The sequence below is a fragment of the Lonepinella sp. MS14434 genome, assembly GCF_042468235.1.
GTDB lineage: Bacteria > Pseudomonadota > Gammaproteobacteria > Enterobacterales > Pasteurellaceae > Lonepinella.
This window is the reverse complement of the sequence record NZ_CP170386.1, coordinates 692,858-707,601: the sequence shown is the minus strand read 5'-3', so window position 1 is coordinate 707,601 and position 14,744 is coordinate 692,858. Positions and strand designations below refer to the sequence as shown.

Below are 14,744 nucleotides of genomic sequence, written 5' to 3'. Positions count from 1 at the left end.
ACTCAATTAGTTGCAGTGCGACTCACTTTTTCCTGAATAGCTGCCCCCACAAAGGCATTTAACGACATATCACCAGCGGCTATCACTGCCATACGGTGTAATTCTTCGCTGATCCGCACATTGAACACACCTTTAAATGGCTTGTCAGGCGTTTTACCTAAACTAGCACAATCGCTTAAATACAAATCCACAGACGCACGGAACTCTTTTTCTAATTCAGGCAAGGTTTCCGCTTCATAAGTCACCAAATCCCGAATATAAGCTAATTTACCAAATAGCACATTATTTTCTAAGTCAGGCTCAATCGTGCCAACATAACCTTTGTAATTTAACAATGTCATAATATACCTACCTGTTTTAATGATTCTTTCACGGATTTTAACGCACCGCCTTTGATATAATTTTCAGGGTGTGGTTTGTGTAATAAAATGATATGGTCACGTTCCGCATTAAAAAATCGTACTCGAGATCCTGCCATTTCTTGCTTTTCATAACCTTGTTGTGCAAGTAAAGTGACTAAATCTGTCCAAACAAACGTATTTTTTGCCCCAACCAGTTTCTCTAATAATTTTTCTGCCTTTCCCATAAACTCAACCAATATTATTTTTGGTATTAATTATAGTTACATTTTTATCCTTTGCAAAGAATTTTAAATGTTATCTGCTATTTTGATCTCAATCACTTATTCAGGTAAGATAACGGCAATTCTCAAAGGACAGCAAAATGTACCTCATCGACATCTTTTTACAAAACAAACAGCCTGAACGATACCAACAGCAATTTATTCTACTTGCTGAACTGATTGATGAATGGCGTTATAACGGGCAAATTCTGGGACGTGAGATTCCTGTTTTTAAAGCGGAACAAGAAGATCAATTTGGATTTGGAATCAAGGTTATTTGCCCTGAACAACATAGCCTATTGCCTGAACATAATAACAGCGAAGTCAATCGTTGCCTTGAAAATTTGGAAAAGTGCGGTGTTTTTTTGCAAAGTTTTCAGATTGTGGCAGACGATTTAATGTCAGATCAAACCAACCAAAACGATCCAACATGGCAAGTGCTTTACACCACTTATTTACGCTCTAGCTCACCTGTGGTGAATGGCGATAATCTTGCCCCAATTCCACTGTATAAAATTGCTCAAAACCAACCGCACTTGAGCCTTGATTTAATCAAATGGTTGGAAGATTGGCAAGCCTGCGATCAGTTGCAGATGAATGGTTCTGTATTAGAAAAATCTGCCCTACTTGAAATTTCAGATATTAATAGCCATTTAACTAAACATGGTCGGGCATTATGTCAAGAGATAGAACAGGCTACTAATGTGCCAACCTACTATTATCTTTACCGTATCGGGGGCGATAATTTGAGTGCTGAACAACAACGTCGTTGCCCTTGTTGTGGTGGTGAATGGTGGTTAAATACCCCCATTGCAGACGTGTTTTATTTTAAATGTGATCATTGCCGTTTAGTGTCAAATTTATCGTGGAATTTTTTATAAGGAAACAATATGCAAGACTATATTATTGAAATTAATCAACAAAATATTACAGAAACGTTACAACTTTCCCAACAAACGCCATTAGTTTTGGTATTTTATGCTCCAAGCCACGAAACTTCGTTAAATTTCACCGCACTTTTAACCCGTTATGCAGATAAATATCAAGGGCAATTTTTACTAGCAAAAGTCAACTGTGAAACAGAACAACAAATTGTCATGCAATTTGGTATTCAAGCCTTGCCAACCACTTATTTATTTAAAGAAGCTCAAGCCGTGGATGCGTTTCAAACCGCCTTACCCGAAGATCAGCTTGAACAACATTTAGCCTTGATTTTACCCAAAGAAGAAGAAATTAAATTTAATTTGGCGTTGGATTTCTTACAGGCTGAAAACTATGAAGCCGCCTTACCTTTATTAAAAGAAGCATGGCAAGCATCAGAACAAAAAAATAGTGATATAGCCCTACTCTATGCGGAAACCTATATTACCATGAAAAAAACCGAACCAGCCCAAGAGATTTTGAATAAAATCCCTTTACAAGATCGTGATAGTCGCTGGCAAGGCTTGCAAGCTCAAATTGATTTATTAATCAAAGCTGCCGATACGCCCGAAATTCAGCAATTACAACAAGATTATGAGCAAAATCCACGTCCTGATGTTGCGTTAAAATTAGCTGTACAACTTCATCAAGCCAATCGAGATGAGCAAGCGTTAGAATTGTTATTTAGTATTTTGCGACAAGATTTAAATGCAGAAAACGGTGAAGTAAAAAGGCTATTTTTGGAAATTATTGCTGCTCTAGGTAGCGACCCTATGGCTAATAAGTATCGCCGATTGATTTATTCGCTATTGTATTAATAAAAATTTGTTATAATGAACAGGCTTTATAAATAAAAGGAGTTATTATGTCAGAAATTAAACACAGTAAATTATTAATTTTAGGTTCAGGTCCTGCTGGTTACACAGCTGCAATTTATGCGGCTCGTGCTAACTTGAAACCCGTTCTAGTGACAGGTTTACAACAGGGCGGTCAGCTCACTACGACTACGGAAATCGAGAACTGGCCTGGTGATTTTGGTGATACAACTGGTCCAGAATTAATGCAACGTATGTTACAACATGCGGAAAAATTTGATACGGAAATCATCTTTGATAATATTGGCAAAGTAGATTTATCTCATCGTCCATTTAAACTTTATGGTGATGTGCAAACTTTCTCTTGCGATGCCTTAATTATTGCCACTGGAGCCTCCGCTCGTTATCTTGGTTTGCCATCCGAAGATGCGTTCAAAGGACGTGGTGTGTCGGCTTGTGCAACTTGCGATGGTTTCTTTTATCGTAACAAACCTGTTGCCGTCATTGGTGGTGGTAATAGTGCTGTAGAAGAAGCATTATATTTAGCTAATATTGCTAGCGAAGTACATTTAATCCACCGCCGTGATAGCTTCCGTGCGGAAAAAATCTTAATCGACCGTTTATACAGAAAAGTGGAAGAAGGCAGAATTATTCTGCATACCTACCGCACTTTAGATGAAGTGTTGGGCGATAATACCGGCGTAACGGGTGTCCGCTTGAAAGATACGCAATCAGACAACACCGAAGAATTGAAAATAGATGGCGTTTTTGTGGCTATTGGTCACGCCCCAAATACAGAGATTTTTAAAGATCAATTAACCTTGAATAACGGCTATATTGTGGTGAAATCAGGCTTAGATGGCAATGCTACGGCAACTAGCGTAGAAGGTGTTTTTGCTGCAGGTGATGTGATGGATCATAATTATCGTCAAGCAATCACTTCTGCTGGAACGGGTTGTATGGCAGCACTAGATGCGGAACGTTTTTTGGACGCATTAGAATAGTATTTTAAGTGGATTTATCCAACCTTTAAACTTTGAGTAATTTCGGGCGAACATCTGTTCGCCCCTAAAATTTTATACAAAATGGAAAAACAACGTCAAAAATATCTGTTTAAATGGTTGCGACAACAACAGAAACCGATAAAAAAATTATTAAGCCTAAATGTGGGACTTGCAACTTTATCATCTTTGATTTTAGTGGGACAAACTTGGTTGCTGGCGAGTCTTTTGCATCATTTTATTATCCAACAAACTCCACGTTCGGAACTATTACCCTATTTTATCGGCTTGATTGTTGGTTTTGCATTGCGAGCATTGATTTTATATCTGCGTGAAAGAATTGGCTTTAACTGTGGTCGGCAATTACGCAATATTATTCGTCAACAAATTTTGGATAAAATCCATTCTGTCGGACCTGCTACCATTCAAGGTAAACCTGCTGGTAGCTGGGCAAGTTTAATGCTGGAACAAGTGGAAAATCTACATAATTTTTATGCTCGTTATCTACCTCAACAAATGTTGTCGGCGATTGTTCCCGTTATTATTTTAATTGCTGTTTTTCCACTTAATTGGGTGGCTGGTTTAATTCTCTTATTCACCGCCCCCCTAATTCCTATTTTTATGATTTTAGTCGGTTTAGCAGCATCGGATAAAAATCAGCAAAACATGGCAATGCTAGCCAAATTAAGTGGGCAATTTCTCGACCGCTTACGTGGGCTAGAAACTCTACGTCTATTTAACCGTGCCGAAGAACAAACTGAGTATATTGAGAAATCCACCGAAGATTATCGCATTAGCACCATGGACGTATTAAAAATGGCATTTTTATCGTCTGCGGTGTTAGAATTTTTTACCTCTATTTCCATTGCCATTGTCGCGGTTTATTTTGGTTTTAGTTATCTCGGACAAATTGACTTTGGTAGTTTTAGTAATAATACTGGAATTACCCTATTTGCAGGCTTTTTCTGTTTAATTCTCGCACCTGAATTTTATCAACCCCTACGTGATCTTGGCACTTATTATCACGACCGAGCAGCCGCTATTGGGGCAGCTGATGCTATTGCAGAATTTATTGAAACTGACTATCAAACGGTACAAGCTGACCACAACCAGCAAATTCCCAATCAAAGTGCGGTGGAAATTATGGCAGAAAATTTGGTAATCTTGTCACCACAAGGCAAGGCTCTCACCCAACCGCTTAATTTTCATTTAGCTAAACAATCTCATACAGCGTTGGTGGGGCAAAGCGGGGCAGGAAAAACATCTTTAATTAACGTATTACTCGGTTTTCTGCCTTACCAAGGCAGTTTGAAAATTAACGGAATAGAACTCAATCAAGCCGATCTCACCCAATGGCGAAAACAAATTGCATGGGTAGGGCAAAATCCATTGTTGTTGCAAGGGACGATTAAACAAAATCTGTTACTCGGTGATATTCAAGCCACGGACGAACAAATTGATATAGCGTTAAGCCAAGCCAACGCCAAAGAATTTACTGATCACCTTGGCTTAAATGCAGAAATTAAAGATGGCGGTGTGGGTATATCGGTAGGGCAAGCTCAACGCTTGGCGATTGCTCGAGCCTTATTGCGTCAAGGTAATTTGTTGTTATTAGATGAACCAACAGCCAGCTTAGATGCTAAATCGGAAACGCAAGTGTTGACAGCATTAACCCAAATTAATCAAGCCCAAACCACCTTGATGATCACCCACCGTATTGAAGATTTAAAGCAATGTGATCAGATTTTGGTGATGCAACAGGGGCAACTGGTGCAACAAGGACACTTCGAACAGTTGCAACAGCAAGGTTATTTTGCTGAACTTTTAGCCCAACGTCATCAAGACGTACAATAAGAGAGAAAATATGCGTTCATTACTTCCTTTTTTACCCTTATTTAAACAGGCAAAATTTCCGCTGTTTTTAGGTGTGGTGTTGATGATTGGCGGGCTTGCTTGCAGTATTGGCTTGCTCACTCTATCAGGTTGGTTTTTATCGGCTACTGCCATTGCTGGGGCGGGAGCATTATTTAACTATTTTTATCCCTCATCAAGCGTACGTGGTTTAGCGATTGGTCGTACTGCAATGCGTTATGCTGAAAAAATTATGACTCACGATGCCACTTTCCGTATTTTGGCTAAATTACGTGTTCAGGTATTCAGCAAAATTATTCCACTTTCCCCTGCGGTATTAAATCGTTATCGTAACAGTGATTTACTTAACCGCTTAGTGGCTGATGTGGATACGCTCGATAGCCTATATTTACGCCTGATTGCTCCATTTATCAGTGCGATAGTGGTGATTGGAATGATGACTCTGGTGTTAAGTCTATTTAATCTTTCCCTTGCCTTATTAATTGGTGCAATCCTATTGATTCTATTACTGATTATTCCAAGTGTATTTTATTTTTTAGGCTTAACTTTCGGTAATAAACTCACCCAATCTCGTTCCCTTTATCGTATGCACTTTGTAGAATTTATTCAGGCTCAAGCGGAATTATTACTGTTTAATGCACAAGATAATTTGCAACAAAAATTAGATCAAACGGAACAACAATGGCAAAGTTATCAACAACGTGAAAGCAATTTAGCAGGACTTTCTACTGCTGTTTTAATGTTTACTAATGGCTTATTAGTGGTATTGACTTTATGGATTTCCTCCAACATTGAATTTGCTATTGAAGAATATCGTCTTGCATTTATTGGCTTGTTTACGCTATCCGCATTAGCCTCTTTTGAGATTTTAATGCCGTTAGGTGCAGCGTTCTTGCATATTGGACAAGTGATTTCATCTGCTCAACGTGTCAGCGAAATTATTGACCAACCACCGCTGGTACAATTTGAGGGAACAGAAACTGCGGTGAATTTTTCCAATGTTTTATTTGATCTTAAAAATATCAGCTTTCGTTATCCTGAACGGCAAGATATTGCCTTAAAACAGGTGAATTTACAGATTAAACCAAAACAAAAAGTTGCCATTTTGGGCAAAACTGGCAGTGGTAAATCCACTCTATTACAACTGTTAGTACGAAATTATGATCCTCTACTAGGTGAAATTCATTTTGCCAATAAACGGATTTCTGCTTACAGTGAAAATATTCTCCGCCAGCAAATTTGCTTTTTAACTCAACGGGTGCATATTTTTAGCGACAGTTTACGCAATAATCTGCAATTTGCCACAGCAGCACCGCTTTCCGATGAAAAAATGACAGACGTGCTAATACAAGTTGGTTTGCAAAACTTAGTGGAACAAGGTTTAGAACAATGGTTAGGTGATGGCGGTCGCCCTCTTTCAGGCGGTGAACAACGCCGCTTAGGCTTGGCGAGAATTTTATTGAGTGATGCACCAATTTTATTATTAGATGAACCTACCGAGGGTTTAGATCGTGAAACTGAACGTCAAGTGTTAAACCTGATTTTGCAACATTGCCAAGATAAAACCTTGCTGATGGTAACTCATCGTTTAACCGCTATTGAGCAGTTTGATAATATTGTAGTCATTGATAGTGCTGAACTTGTAGAACAAGGAAATTATGCTGAATTATACCAACAGAAAGGATATTTTCATTCTTTAGTGCAACGAATTTAAGGTATAAAAATACCGCACTTTAGTTGATTCTCCGCGATCTGTTGCTTAAAGTGCGGTATTTTTTTAATCTTTTTCTACAGCTAACTCTACAATTTTCAAAATCACTTGCACCGCACTTTCCATACCTTCAAGACTAATCAGTTCATGAATACTATGGAAATTATAACCACCGGTGAAGATATTTGGACAAGCCAATCCTTGCTCCGCTAACCAAGCACCATCGGTTCCACCACGAATCGGTTTATGATTTGGTGTAATACCACATTCACGCATAGCTCGATCTGCCAGTTCAATAGATTGTGGTACTTGACGGATACAGTTATACATATTTTTATAACTATCTTGCAGCTCAAGTTGGATCGGCTTACGCAAATTTTTTTGTTGATTAAATTGCGCTACCGCATTAATTAAGAACGTTTTGCGTTGCTCAAAGTTGTCACTATCAAAATCTCTAATTAAATAATGCAGTTCCACTTTATTAATATCACCCACAAAACGATTTAAATGGAAAAAGCCTTGTTTATCGGCGGTTTTTTCTGGTACCTCATCGGTGGGTAATAATTGTTGAAACTCACAAGCTAGGGTTAACGCATTAATCATTTTATCTTTAGCATAACCGGGATGAATGCCGTTGCCAAAAATTGTCACCGTGGCACTACCCGCATTAAAGTTTTCATATTCCAGTTCACCTACGGCTCCGCCATCAATGGTATATGCCCAGTCACAAGGAAATTTATCTATTTGGAAAAATTGCATTCCTAAGCCGATTTCTTCATCTGGCGTAAACGCGACACGAATATTACAGTGGGCTTGTTCGCTGTTTTTTAGTATAGAAAGTGCGGTCATAATTTCCGCAATGCCAGATTTATTATCTGCCCCTAATAAGGTTGTGCCATCCGTCACAATCAATGTTTTGCCAATTAACTGATGCATAAAAGGAAACATCACGGGACTAATAAATTGCTCCCCTAAACCTAGGGCTATATCCCCCCCACGATAATTCACAATCACTTCGGGATTGACATTTTTGCCACTACAATCTGGTGATGTATCTAAATGCGCAATTAAACCGATAGTAGGTGCATTCATCACATTACTTGGTAAATAAGCGGTTAAAATGCCATTTGGTGAAAGATTAATCTCTTTCAGTCCTAATGCCTGTAATTCTTGCGCTAAATACTTGGCTAATTTCAGTTGACCCGATGAGCTAGGTGAATACTTCGCACCGACTTTAGCTTGCGTATCAAAAGACACATAATTCAAAAATCGTTCAAGTAAATAATTGCGTTCATACGTTGACATGGCATTCTCCTCTTAACTCTTTGTTTCATTATGCAAAAACAAAATTTTCAATGCAATTTTTTTCTAAAATTTATACCCGAAGTTTTATCTAAATCAATTTTTGCGCATTTACATCTTTATAAATAAAAAAATTTGGCTAAAAAAGACATTATTCCCTTTTCATTAGCGAACAATAGCTATATCATAAGTGTTCAAAAAAACTCGGTGCTTACTTGTCGTTAAGTAAGCGTGGTACTTCTATTAACTAACCATATTCGTTTTTCAGGGAGAAAACCAAAGCTAGTGGAAAAAACGACTAAACCTATCGTTGAGCTACGCTCTCTTACTAAATCCTATGGTGATAACACCATTATCCAAGATTTCAATCTAGCCATTAATAATGGTGAATTTATCACGATTTTAGGCCCTTCAGGCTGTGGTAAAACCACAGTTTTACGCTTAATTGCGGGCTTTGAAGAAGTCAATGGCGGTCAAATTATTATTGACGGTGAAGATGTGACCCACATTCCGGCAGAACAACGCCATGTCAACACGGTCTTCCAAAGTTATGCACTCTTTCCGCATATGACGATTTTTGAAAACGTGGCATTTGGATTGCGTATGCAAAAAGTCCCTGAAGCAGAAATTAAACCACGTGTACTTGATGCATTACGCATGGTGCAATTAGAAGACATGGCAGAACGCAAGCCGAGCCAACTTTCAGGTGGTCAACAACAACGGATTGCGATTGCTCGTGCGGTAGTCAATAAACCGAAAGTCTTATTATTAGACGAATCTTTATCTGCATTAGATTACAAATTACGTAAACAAATGCAGAATGAATTAAAATCCTTACAACGTCAATTAGGCATTACCTTTATTTTCGTGACCCACGATCAGGAAGAAGCCTTAACCATGTCTGATCGTATTATCGTGTTGAGAAAAGGTAATATCGAACAAGACGGTTCACCACGTGAAATTTACGAAGAACCTCGCAATTTATTCGTGGCGAAATTTATTGGCGAAATCAATATTTTTGATGCCACAGTATTACATCGTGTCGATGAAAAACGTGTTCGTGCCAATGTAGAAGGTCGCATCTGTGATATTTACGTTGACCAACCTGTACAGGAAGGTCAAAAACTCAAAGTATTATTACGCCCTGAAGATGTTTTGCTTGAAGAACTGGATGAAAATGAACAATCCAGTGCCATCATTGGTTACATTCGTGAACGTAACTACAAAGGCATGACCCTAGAATCTACCGTTGAATTAGAACATAATGGCAAAATGGTGCTGGTTAGTGAGTTCTTTAATGAAGACGACCCGAATATCGATCACTCGTTAGATCAAAAAGTGGCGGTGACTTGGATTGAAAAATGGGAAGTGGTGCTAAACGATGAAGATAAACAATAAATTCCAAAAGGTCACCATTGGCATTATTTTTGCTTGGCTGATTTTCTTTGTTTTCGCACCGAACTTTTTAGTATTTTTGGTGAGTTTTTTAAGCAAAGATGCCAGCAATTTCTATGCGTTGCCATTTACCTTTGAAAATTACACTCGACTATTCGAGCCGTTATATGGCACTGTGGTGTGGAATTCCTTGTATATGTCAGGCATTGCCACGATTTTATGTCTGGTGATCGGCTATCCATTCGCCTTTATCATGACAAAAATCAATGAAAAATACCGCCCACTGTTGATGTTCCTATTGGTGTTGCCATTTTGGACGAACTCATTGATTCGTATTTACGGCATGAAAGTATTCCTTGGGGTAAAAGGGATTTTAAACAGCCTTTTATTATCCATTGGGATTATTAGCGAACCGATTCGTATTTTAAATACTGAAATTGCGGTGATTATTGGTTTAGTTTATTTGCTGTTACCTTTTATGATTTTGCCACTCTACTCGTCCATTGAAAAATTAGATCTCCGCTTGCTGGAAGCTGCCAAAGATCTAGGTGCGAATGGATTCCAACGTTTTGTGAAAATCATTATTCCATTGACTATGCCTGGGATTGTCTCTGGTTGCTTACTGGTATTACTGCCTGCCATGGGGATGTTCTATGTAGCAGACTTACTCGGTGGTGCAAAAGTCTTGTTAGTGGGTAATGTGATTAAGAGTGAATTCTTGATTTCTCGTAACTGGCCATTTGGTTCGGCGATTAGTATTGGCTTAACCATTTTAATGGCATTATTAATTTTCGTTTACTATAAAGCGAATAAATTACTGAATAAGAAAGTGGAGCTAGAATAATGGGTCGTATCCTACGTAGTGGTTTTATGTTGGTGGTATATGCCTATTTGTATATCCCCATCGTGATTTTAGTGGGTAACTCGTTCAACGGTGACCGTTATGGTTTAAGTTGGAAAGGGTTTACTTGGAACTGGTATGAGCGTTTATTTAACAATGATACGCTGATTCAAGCGGCGATTCACTCGGTCGTGATTGCCTTTGTCGGTGCGACCTTAGCCACCATTATCGGTAGCCTCACTGCCATTGCTTTATACCGTTATAAATTCCGTGGTAAACAAGCGGTAAGTGGCATGTTGTTTGTGGTGATGATGTCCCCCGATATCGTAATGGCTGTGTCCTTATTAGCCTTATTTATGATTGTGGGTATTTCATTAGGTTTTTGGTCGCTATTATTAGCTCATATCACATTCTGTTTACCTTATGTGGTCGTCAGCGTCTTCTCTCGCTTAAAAGGCTTTGACTTGCGAATGCTTGAAGCTGCTCGAGATCTTGGGGCTAGTGAAGTCACTATTTTACGTAAAATTATTTTACCATTGGCATTACCTGCTATTATTTCAGGTTGGCTATTAAGTTTCACCCTATCATTAGATGACGTCGTCGTCTCTTCTTTCGTCAGCGGTGCAAGCTATGAAATTTTACCATTGAAAATCTATTCCTTGGTGAAAACGGGTGTCACCCCAGAAGTTAATGCCTTAGCCACCATTATGATCGTACTTTCGTTGTTATTAGTGGTGATCGGTCAGCTGATTAATAAGAAAGAGAAAATATAGGCAAAACCTAGATAAAGCCTAGACAAAATCAACGTTTCAACATAAAATAGCGCCCGACCCGAAGCTAGTCCCTAGCCCAAAGTCAGGCGTTTTTTTATGTCTTTCTATTTGAAAAAATAAAAAGCGGATACTCTTACTTACTCTCAACGGAGAAAATCTTAAATGAAAAAATTAGCAGGTCTTTTCGCAGTTAGCTTAGTCGCTGTTGCTTTGACTGGTTGTAACGATAAAGAAACCAAAACTGAAACTTCTGCAGCCCCAGCGGCCACCCCAGCAGCAAGTGAAGATAAAGTGGTCAATCTTTATACTTGGACGGAATATGTACCAGATGGTTTATTAGATGAATTTACTAAAGAAACCGGTATCAAAGTCAACGTATCAAGCCTTGAATCTAACGAAACCATGTATGCCAAAGTGAAATTACAAGGTGCGGGGGCTGACGGTTATGACGTGATTGCACCGTCAAATTATTTCGTGTCTAAAATGGCACGTGAAGGGATGTTAAAAGAGTTAGATCACAGCAAATTGCCAGTGATTGCGGAACTCGATCCTGATTGGTTAGACAAAGACTACGACAAGGGTAACAAATACTCTTTACCACAATTATTAGGTGCACCAGGTATTGCGTATAACGTCAAAACCTACAAAGGATCTGATTTCACCTCTTGGGGTGACTTATGGAAACCTGAATTTGCGGGTAAAGTGCAATTATTAGATGATGCTCGTGAAGTATTCAATATTGCTTTAGTAAAATTAGGCTTAAACCCTAATACTACTAACCCAGATGAAATCAAAGCAGCTTACGAAGAATTATTGAAATTACGTCCAAACGTACTTTCTTTCAATTCAGACAACCCTGCCAACTCTTTTATTTCTGGCGAAGTTGAATTAGGTCAATTATGGAATGGTTCGGTGCGTATTGCCAAAAAAGAATCACCAGATACTATTGATATGGTGTTTCCGAAAGAAGGTCCAGTATTATGGGTAGATACTTTAGCGATTCCTGCTAATGCAAAACACCCTGATGCAGCACATAAATTAATCAATTACTTGTTAAGTGAAAAAGTAGCTGAACAATTAACCTTAGAAATTGGCTACCCAACTTCTAATGTGAAAGCAAAAGCAAAATTACCAACCGAAATTACTAGCGATCCTGCTATCTATCCTACAGCAGAAGTATTGCAAAAATCTTATTGGCAAGATGATGTCGGTGAAGCGGTTGAATTATATGAAAAATATTATCAAGAGTTAAAAGCAGCAAAATAATATGATATAAACTTAAAAGGCTTTCATTTGAAAGCCTTTTTTATCTCTAAAACATCAGAATCAGTGGGTTAAATCAATTTGATATACCGCAAAACCAACTTCATCAACGCCTTTATCTACTAACGGATAAACCGATCTTGCTTTGATAAAGGTTTCTGCTTGTTTACTTGGTGAAGTTTCAAACCGAATATCCAGTGGTTTATCACTTTCAATTTTGGCTAAACGCCAATTTTTATCGGCGGTTGGTGTAATCGCTCCCTGTAACTTAGTTTGTTTAGTAATATAATTTGCCAACACTTGACGATTTTCATCTGGGGCAAGGAATGCCACAAATTCTTCACCCGTTCCTGAGAATTTAGCACTGTAAGCACGATAATTATTACTTGCAATTAAGAAATCTGCGTCTAAATCAATAGGCTTACCATTAAATTGTAGATTTCTAATTCGTTCACTATTGGCATTAATCAACTCACACTCACCGTTATAACGAGCAGGTTGCGTCACATCAATTTCATAGCTTAATCCGTCAATCACATCAAAATTATAGGTACGAAATCCTTCCCAATTAATTAGCCCTTGTGGTTCAGTTTTATTCGGATCAATTTGATTAAACATACCCGCCGAACATTCTAGCCATTCTTTAACATGATGCCCTTTCACTTTTAGCGTAGCAAGAATATTAGGGTAAAGATAAAGATCCGCTGCATTACGGAAAGTTAAATCCCCTTTTGCAACTTCAACAAAAGAAGTTGGGTCATTTTTACGTCCACCGACTTTAAACGGTGCTGCCGCAGAAAGCACGGGAATATCTTTTAATTCAGGAATATTCTTAATATAGTTTTCCACATAATCTTTTTGTGCTTGATTAACTATTTGCACGGTCGGATCATCTTGTACTAAAGCAAGATAGCTATACATATCATCTAACGATTTGCCTATTGGCTGTGCCACAAATTTCCGTGTTGCTTCATGTACTGGCTGTAAAAGTGCGGTGATTTCTGGCTTATTTTCTACCGTAGCTGCTTTCTTCTCATTATCATAAATTGGACGAATATGTGCAGTGGCATGATTTACCACCCATTTTCCGTTAAGGTAATAAAGTTGCAAATCAATCACACCGATATTGTTCCCCCAATAACCTGACATATTTTCTGGCACACCATTTACTGTACCATTAGGCATATCCACCAATGTACTGGTTGTTTGGAAAGATTTATGCGGGAATAAACCGTGAGAATGCCCAAATACGATAGCATCAATCCCTTTCACATCGGCTAAATGAAAAGCAGCATTTTCTTCGCCTACTGCATATTCTTTATCACTCGGTCCAGTATGTGCCAAACAAATCACCAGATCCGCACCTGCTTTTTTCATTTCTGGCACAAACTTTTCTGCGGTTTGCTTAATATCTTCCACATACACTTTACCGTCTAAATTTGCTTTATCCCACACCACAATTTGCGGTGGCACAAAACCGATATAACCGATTTTTATCGATTGTTTATTACCTTGTTCATCAATTAAACTGCGTTCCTGAATAACGTATGGGGTATAACGATTTTGTTTAGTTTTTGCATCATAAACATTGGCATTAATAATCGGAAATTTTGCTTCTTTTAACACATTATCCAGAAATTCAAGTCCATAATTAAACTCATGATTTCCCAACGTTCCCACTTCATACTTCATCAAATTAAGGACTTGTACTGAAGGGTGTGGCTTGCCTGCTTGATAACCTACCGCCGCTTGATAATCCGCAATGGGATTACCTTGGATTAAATCACCATTATCAACTAATACGCTATTTTTCACTTCTTGACGAGCTTGCTCAATAAGTGTTGCGGTACGACTAAAACCAAATTTCTCAGTAGGTGCATCTTTATAATAGTCAAAATCCGTTAAGAAACCATGTACATCCGTGGTTGAAACAACACGTAAATTAAACACATTCTGATTTTTACTTTGTTCAGCAGAAAGCACTCTATCACTACCGAGAGCAAAAACACAGAAACTAGATAATTGTAGAAAACGTCTTCGATCCATTTTGAACTCCTTTTTCATTTAATAAAAATACATTGCAAAATCTTGAATTTAATCGTTTAATCTACAAAAAACAAAGTAAAATTAAAAGAGTGTGTTGATAAAATTGTGATCCATATCAAAGATTTTTTATTATGTTGGAATTTTCTAACAAAGTGCGGTCAAAAATAACAAAATTTTCGTCT

General features: G+C 38.1%; 13 protein-coding genes. 9 read left to right on the top strand and 4 right to left on the bottom strand.

Annotation, left to right across the window (positions count from 1 at the left end; genetic code table 11):
- Nucleotides 1-2 precede the first annotated feature (2 nt).
- Together O1Q79_RS03510 and O1Q79_RS03505 are read right to left on the bottom strand one after the other, a co-directional pair.
- Nucleotides 3-341 carry a type II toxin-antitoxin system HicB family antitoxin gene (locus O1Q79_RS03510; protein ID WP_386692979.1) on the bottom strand — a complete coding sequence of 113 codons (339 nt, stop codon included), beginning with the start codon at nucleotides 339-341 and terminating at the stop codon, nucleotides 3-5.
- Nucleotides 338-586, bottom strand: a complete 249-nt coding sequence (locus tag O1Q79_RS03505; protein WP_386692978.1) for a type II toxin-antitoxin system HicA family toxin — start codon at nucleotides 584-586, stop codon at nucleotides 338-340. Before O1Q79_RS03505 ends, O1Q79_RS03510 begins: the two co-directional genes overlap by 4 nt.
- Before the next feature lie 137 nt (nucleotides 587-723).
- Here O1Q79_RS03505 and O1Q79_RS03500 point away from each other — a divergent pair, with 137 nt between their 5' ends.
- From O1Q79_RS03500 to cydC, 5 genes are all read left to right on the top strand, one after another.
- A complete protein-coding gene (locus tag O1Q79_RS03500; protein ID WP_386692977.1) occupies nucleotides 724-1,503 on the top strand; it encodes a Zn-ribbon-containing protein in 780 nt (259 codons plus the stop codon).
- Nucleotides 1,504-1,512: 9 nt separating this feature from the next.
- A complete protein-coding gene (locus O1Q79_RS03495) occupies nucleotides 1,513-2,361 on the top strand; it encodes a co-chaperone YbbN (RefSeq protein WP_386692976.1) in 849 nt (282 codons plus the stop codon).
- 47 nt (nucleotides 2,362-2,408) lie between these two features.
- Nucleotides 2,409-3,362 (top strand): thioredoxin-disulfide reductase, encoded by a 954-nt coding sequence (trxB, locus tag O1Q79_RS03490; protein WP_386692975.1) that lies wholly within the window; start codon nucleotides 2,409-2,411, stop codon nucleotides 3,360-3,362.
- An 81-nt stretch (nucleotides 3,363-3,443) separates the two neighbouring features.
- Nucleotides 3,444-5,213, top strand: a complete 1,770-nt coding sequence (cydD, locus tag O1Q79_RS03485) for a cysteine/glutathione ABC transporter permease/ATP-binding protein CydD (RefSeq protein ID WP_386692974.1) — start codon at nucleotides 3,444-3,446, stop codon at nucleotides 5,211-5,213.
- Between the two features lie 10 nt (nucleotides 5,214-5,223).
- The gene (cydC, locus tag O1Q79_RS03480) at nucleotides 5,224-6,945 is read left to right on the top strand and encodes a cysteine/glutathione ABC transporter ATP-binding protein/permease CydC (RefSeq protein ID WP_386692973.1); all 1,722 of its coding nucleotides are present in this window, start codon (nucleotides 5,224-5,226) and stop codon (nucleotides 6,943-6,945) included.
- Nucleotides 6,946-7,008: 63 nt separating this feature from the next.
- On the opposite strand, the gene pepT is transcribed toward cydC, so the two are convergent.
- The gene (gene pepT, locus O1Q79_RS03475) at nucleotides 7,009-8,247 is read right to left on the bottom strand and encodes a peptidase T (protein ID WP_386692972.1); all 1,239 of its coding nucleotides are present in this window, start codon (nucleotides 8,245-8,247) and stop codon (nucleotides 7,009-7,011) included.
- A gap of 282 nt (nucleotides 8,248-8,529) precedes the next feature.
- Between pepT and potA the strand changes: the two genes are divergently transcribed.
- The 4 genes from potA to O1Q79_RS03455 all read left to right on the top strand — a co-directional run bounded on the left by potA (nucleotide 8,530) and on the right by O1Q79_RS03455 (nucleotide 12,519).
- On the top strand, nucleotides 8,530-9,642 hold the full coding sequence (potA, locus tag O1Q79_RS03470; RefSeq protein ID WP_386692971.1) for a spermidine/putrescine ABC transporter ATP-binding protein PotA: 1,113 nt from the start codon (nucleotides 8,530-8,532) through the stop codon (nucleotides 9,640-9,642).
- Nucleotides 9,626-10,483, top strand: coding sequence for a spermidine/putrescine ABC transporter permease PotB (potB, locus tag O1Q79_RS03465; RefSeq protein ID WP_386692970.1), 858 nt, complete (start codon nucleotides 9,626-9,628; stop codon nucleotides 10,481-10,483). The genes potA and potB overlap by 17 nt, the downstream gene beginning before the upstream one ends.
- Nucleotides 10,483-11,253 carry a spermidine/putrescine ABC transporter permease PotC gene (gene potC / locus O1Q79_RS03460; protein ID WP_386692969.1) on the top strand — a complete coding sequence of 257 codons (771 nt, stop codon included), beginning with the start codon at nucleotides 10,483-10,485 and terminating at the stop codon, nucleotides 11,251-11,253. Before potB ends, potC begins: the two co-directional genes overlap by 1 nt.
- Before the next feature lie 162 nt (nucleotides 11,254-11,415).
- Nucleotides 11,416-12,519, top strand: a complete 1,104-nt coding sequence (locus O1Q79_RS03455; protein ID WP_386692968.1) for an extracellular solute-binding protein — start codon at nucleotides 11,416-11,418, stop codon at nucleotides 12,517-12,519.
- A gap of 60 nt (nucleotides 12,520-12,579) precedes the next feature.
- Here the strand turns inward: O1Q79_RS03455 and cpdB are convergent, their stop codons facing one another.
- Nucleotides 12,580-14,562, bottom strand: a complete 1,983-nt coding sequence (gene cpdB, locus O1Q79_RS03450) for a 2',3'-cyclic-nucleotide 2'-phosphodiesterase (protein ID WP_386692966.1) — start codon at nucleotides 14,560-14,562, stop codon at nucleotides 12,580-12,582.
- Between the last annotated feature and the right edge of the window lie 182 nt (nucleotides 14,563-14,744).

What these genes read in the sequence shown, in the direction of transcription:
- trxB (WP_386692975.1), top strand. Translation starts at nt 2,409, where the DNA reads ATGTCAGAAATTAAACACAGTAAATTATTAATTTTAGGTTCAGGTCCT.
- cpdB (WP_386692966.1), bottom strand. Translation starts at nt 14,562, where the DNA reads ATGGATCGAAGACGTTTTCTACAATTATCTAGTTTCTGTGTTTTTGCT.
- cydD (WP_386692974.1), top strand. Translation starts at nt 3,444, where the DNA reads ATGGAAAAACAACGTCAAAAATATCTGTTTAAATGGTTGCGACAACAA.
- O1Q79_RS03505 (WP_386692978.1), bottom strand. Translation starts at nt 586, where the DNA reads ATGGGAAAGGCAGAAAAATTATTAGAGAAACTGGTTGGGGCAAAAAAT.
- O1Q79_RS03510 (WP_386692979.1), bottom strand. Translation starts at nt 341, where the DNA reads ATGACATTGTTAAATTACAAAGGTTATGTTGGCACGATTGAGCCTGAC.
- potC (WP_386692969.1), top strand. Translation starts at nt 10,483, where the DNA reads ATGGGTCGTATCCTACGTAGTGGTTTTATGTTGGTGGTATATGCCTAT.
- O1Q79_RS03495 (WP_386692976.1), top strand. Translation starts at nt 1,513, where the DNA reads ATGCAAGACTATATTATTGAAATTAATCAACAAAATATTACAGAAACG.
- O1Q79_RS03500 (WP_386692977.1), top strand. Translation starts at nt 724, where the DNA reads ATGTACCTCATCGACATCTTTTTACAAAACAAACAGCCTGAACGATAC.
- pepT (WP_386692972.1), bottom strand. Translation starts at nt 8,247, where the DNA reads ATGTCAACGTATGAACGCAATTATTTACTTGAACGATTTTTGAATTAT.
- potB (WP_386692970.1), top strand. Translation starts at nt 9,626, where the DNA reads ATGAAGATAAACAATAAATTCCAAAAGGTCACCATTGGCATTATTTTT.
- cydC (WP_386692973.1), top strand. Translation starts at nt 5,224, where the DNA reads ATGCGTTCATTACTTCCTTTTTTACCCTTATTTAAACAGGCAAAATTT.
- O1Q79_RS03455 (WP_386692968.1), top strand. Translation starts at nt 11,416, where the DNA reads ATGAAAAAATTAGCAGGTCTTTTCGCAGTTAGCTTAGTCGCTGTTGCT.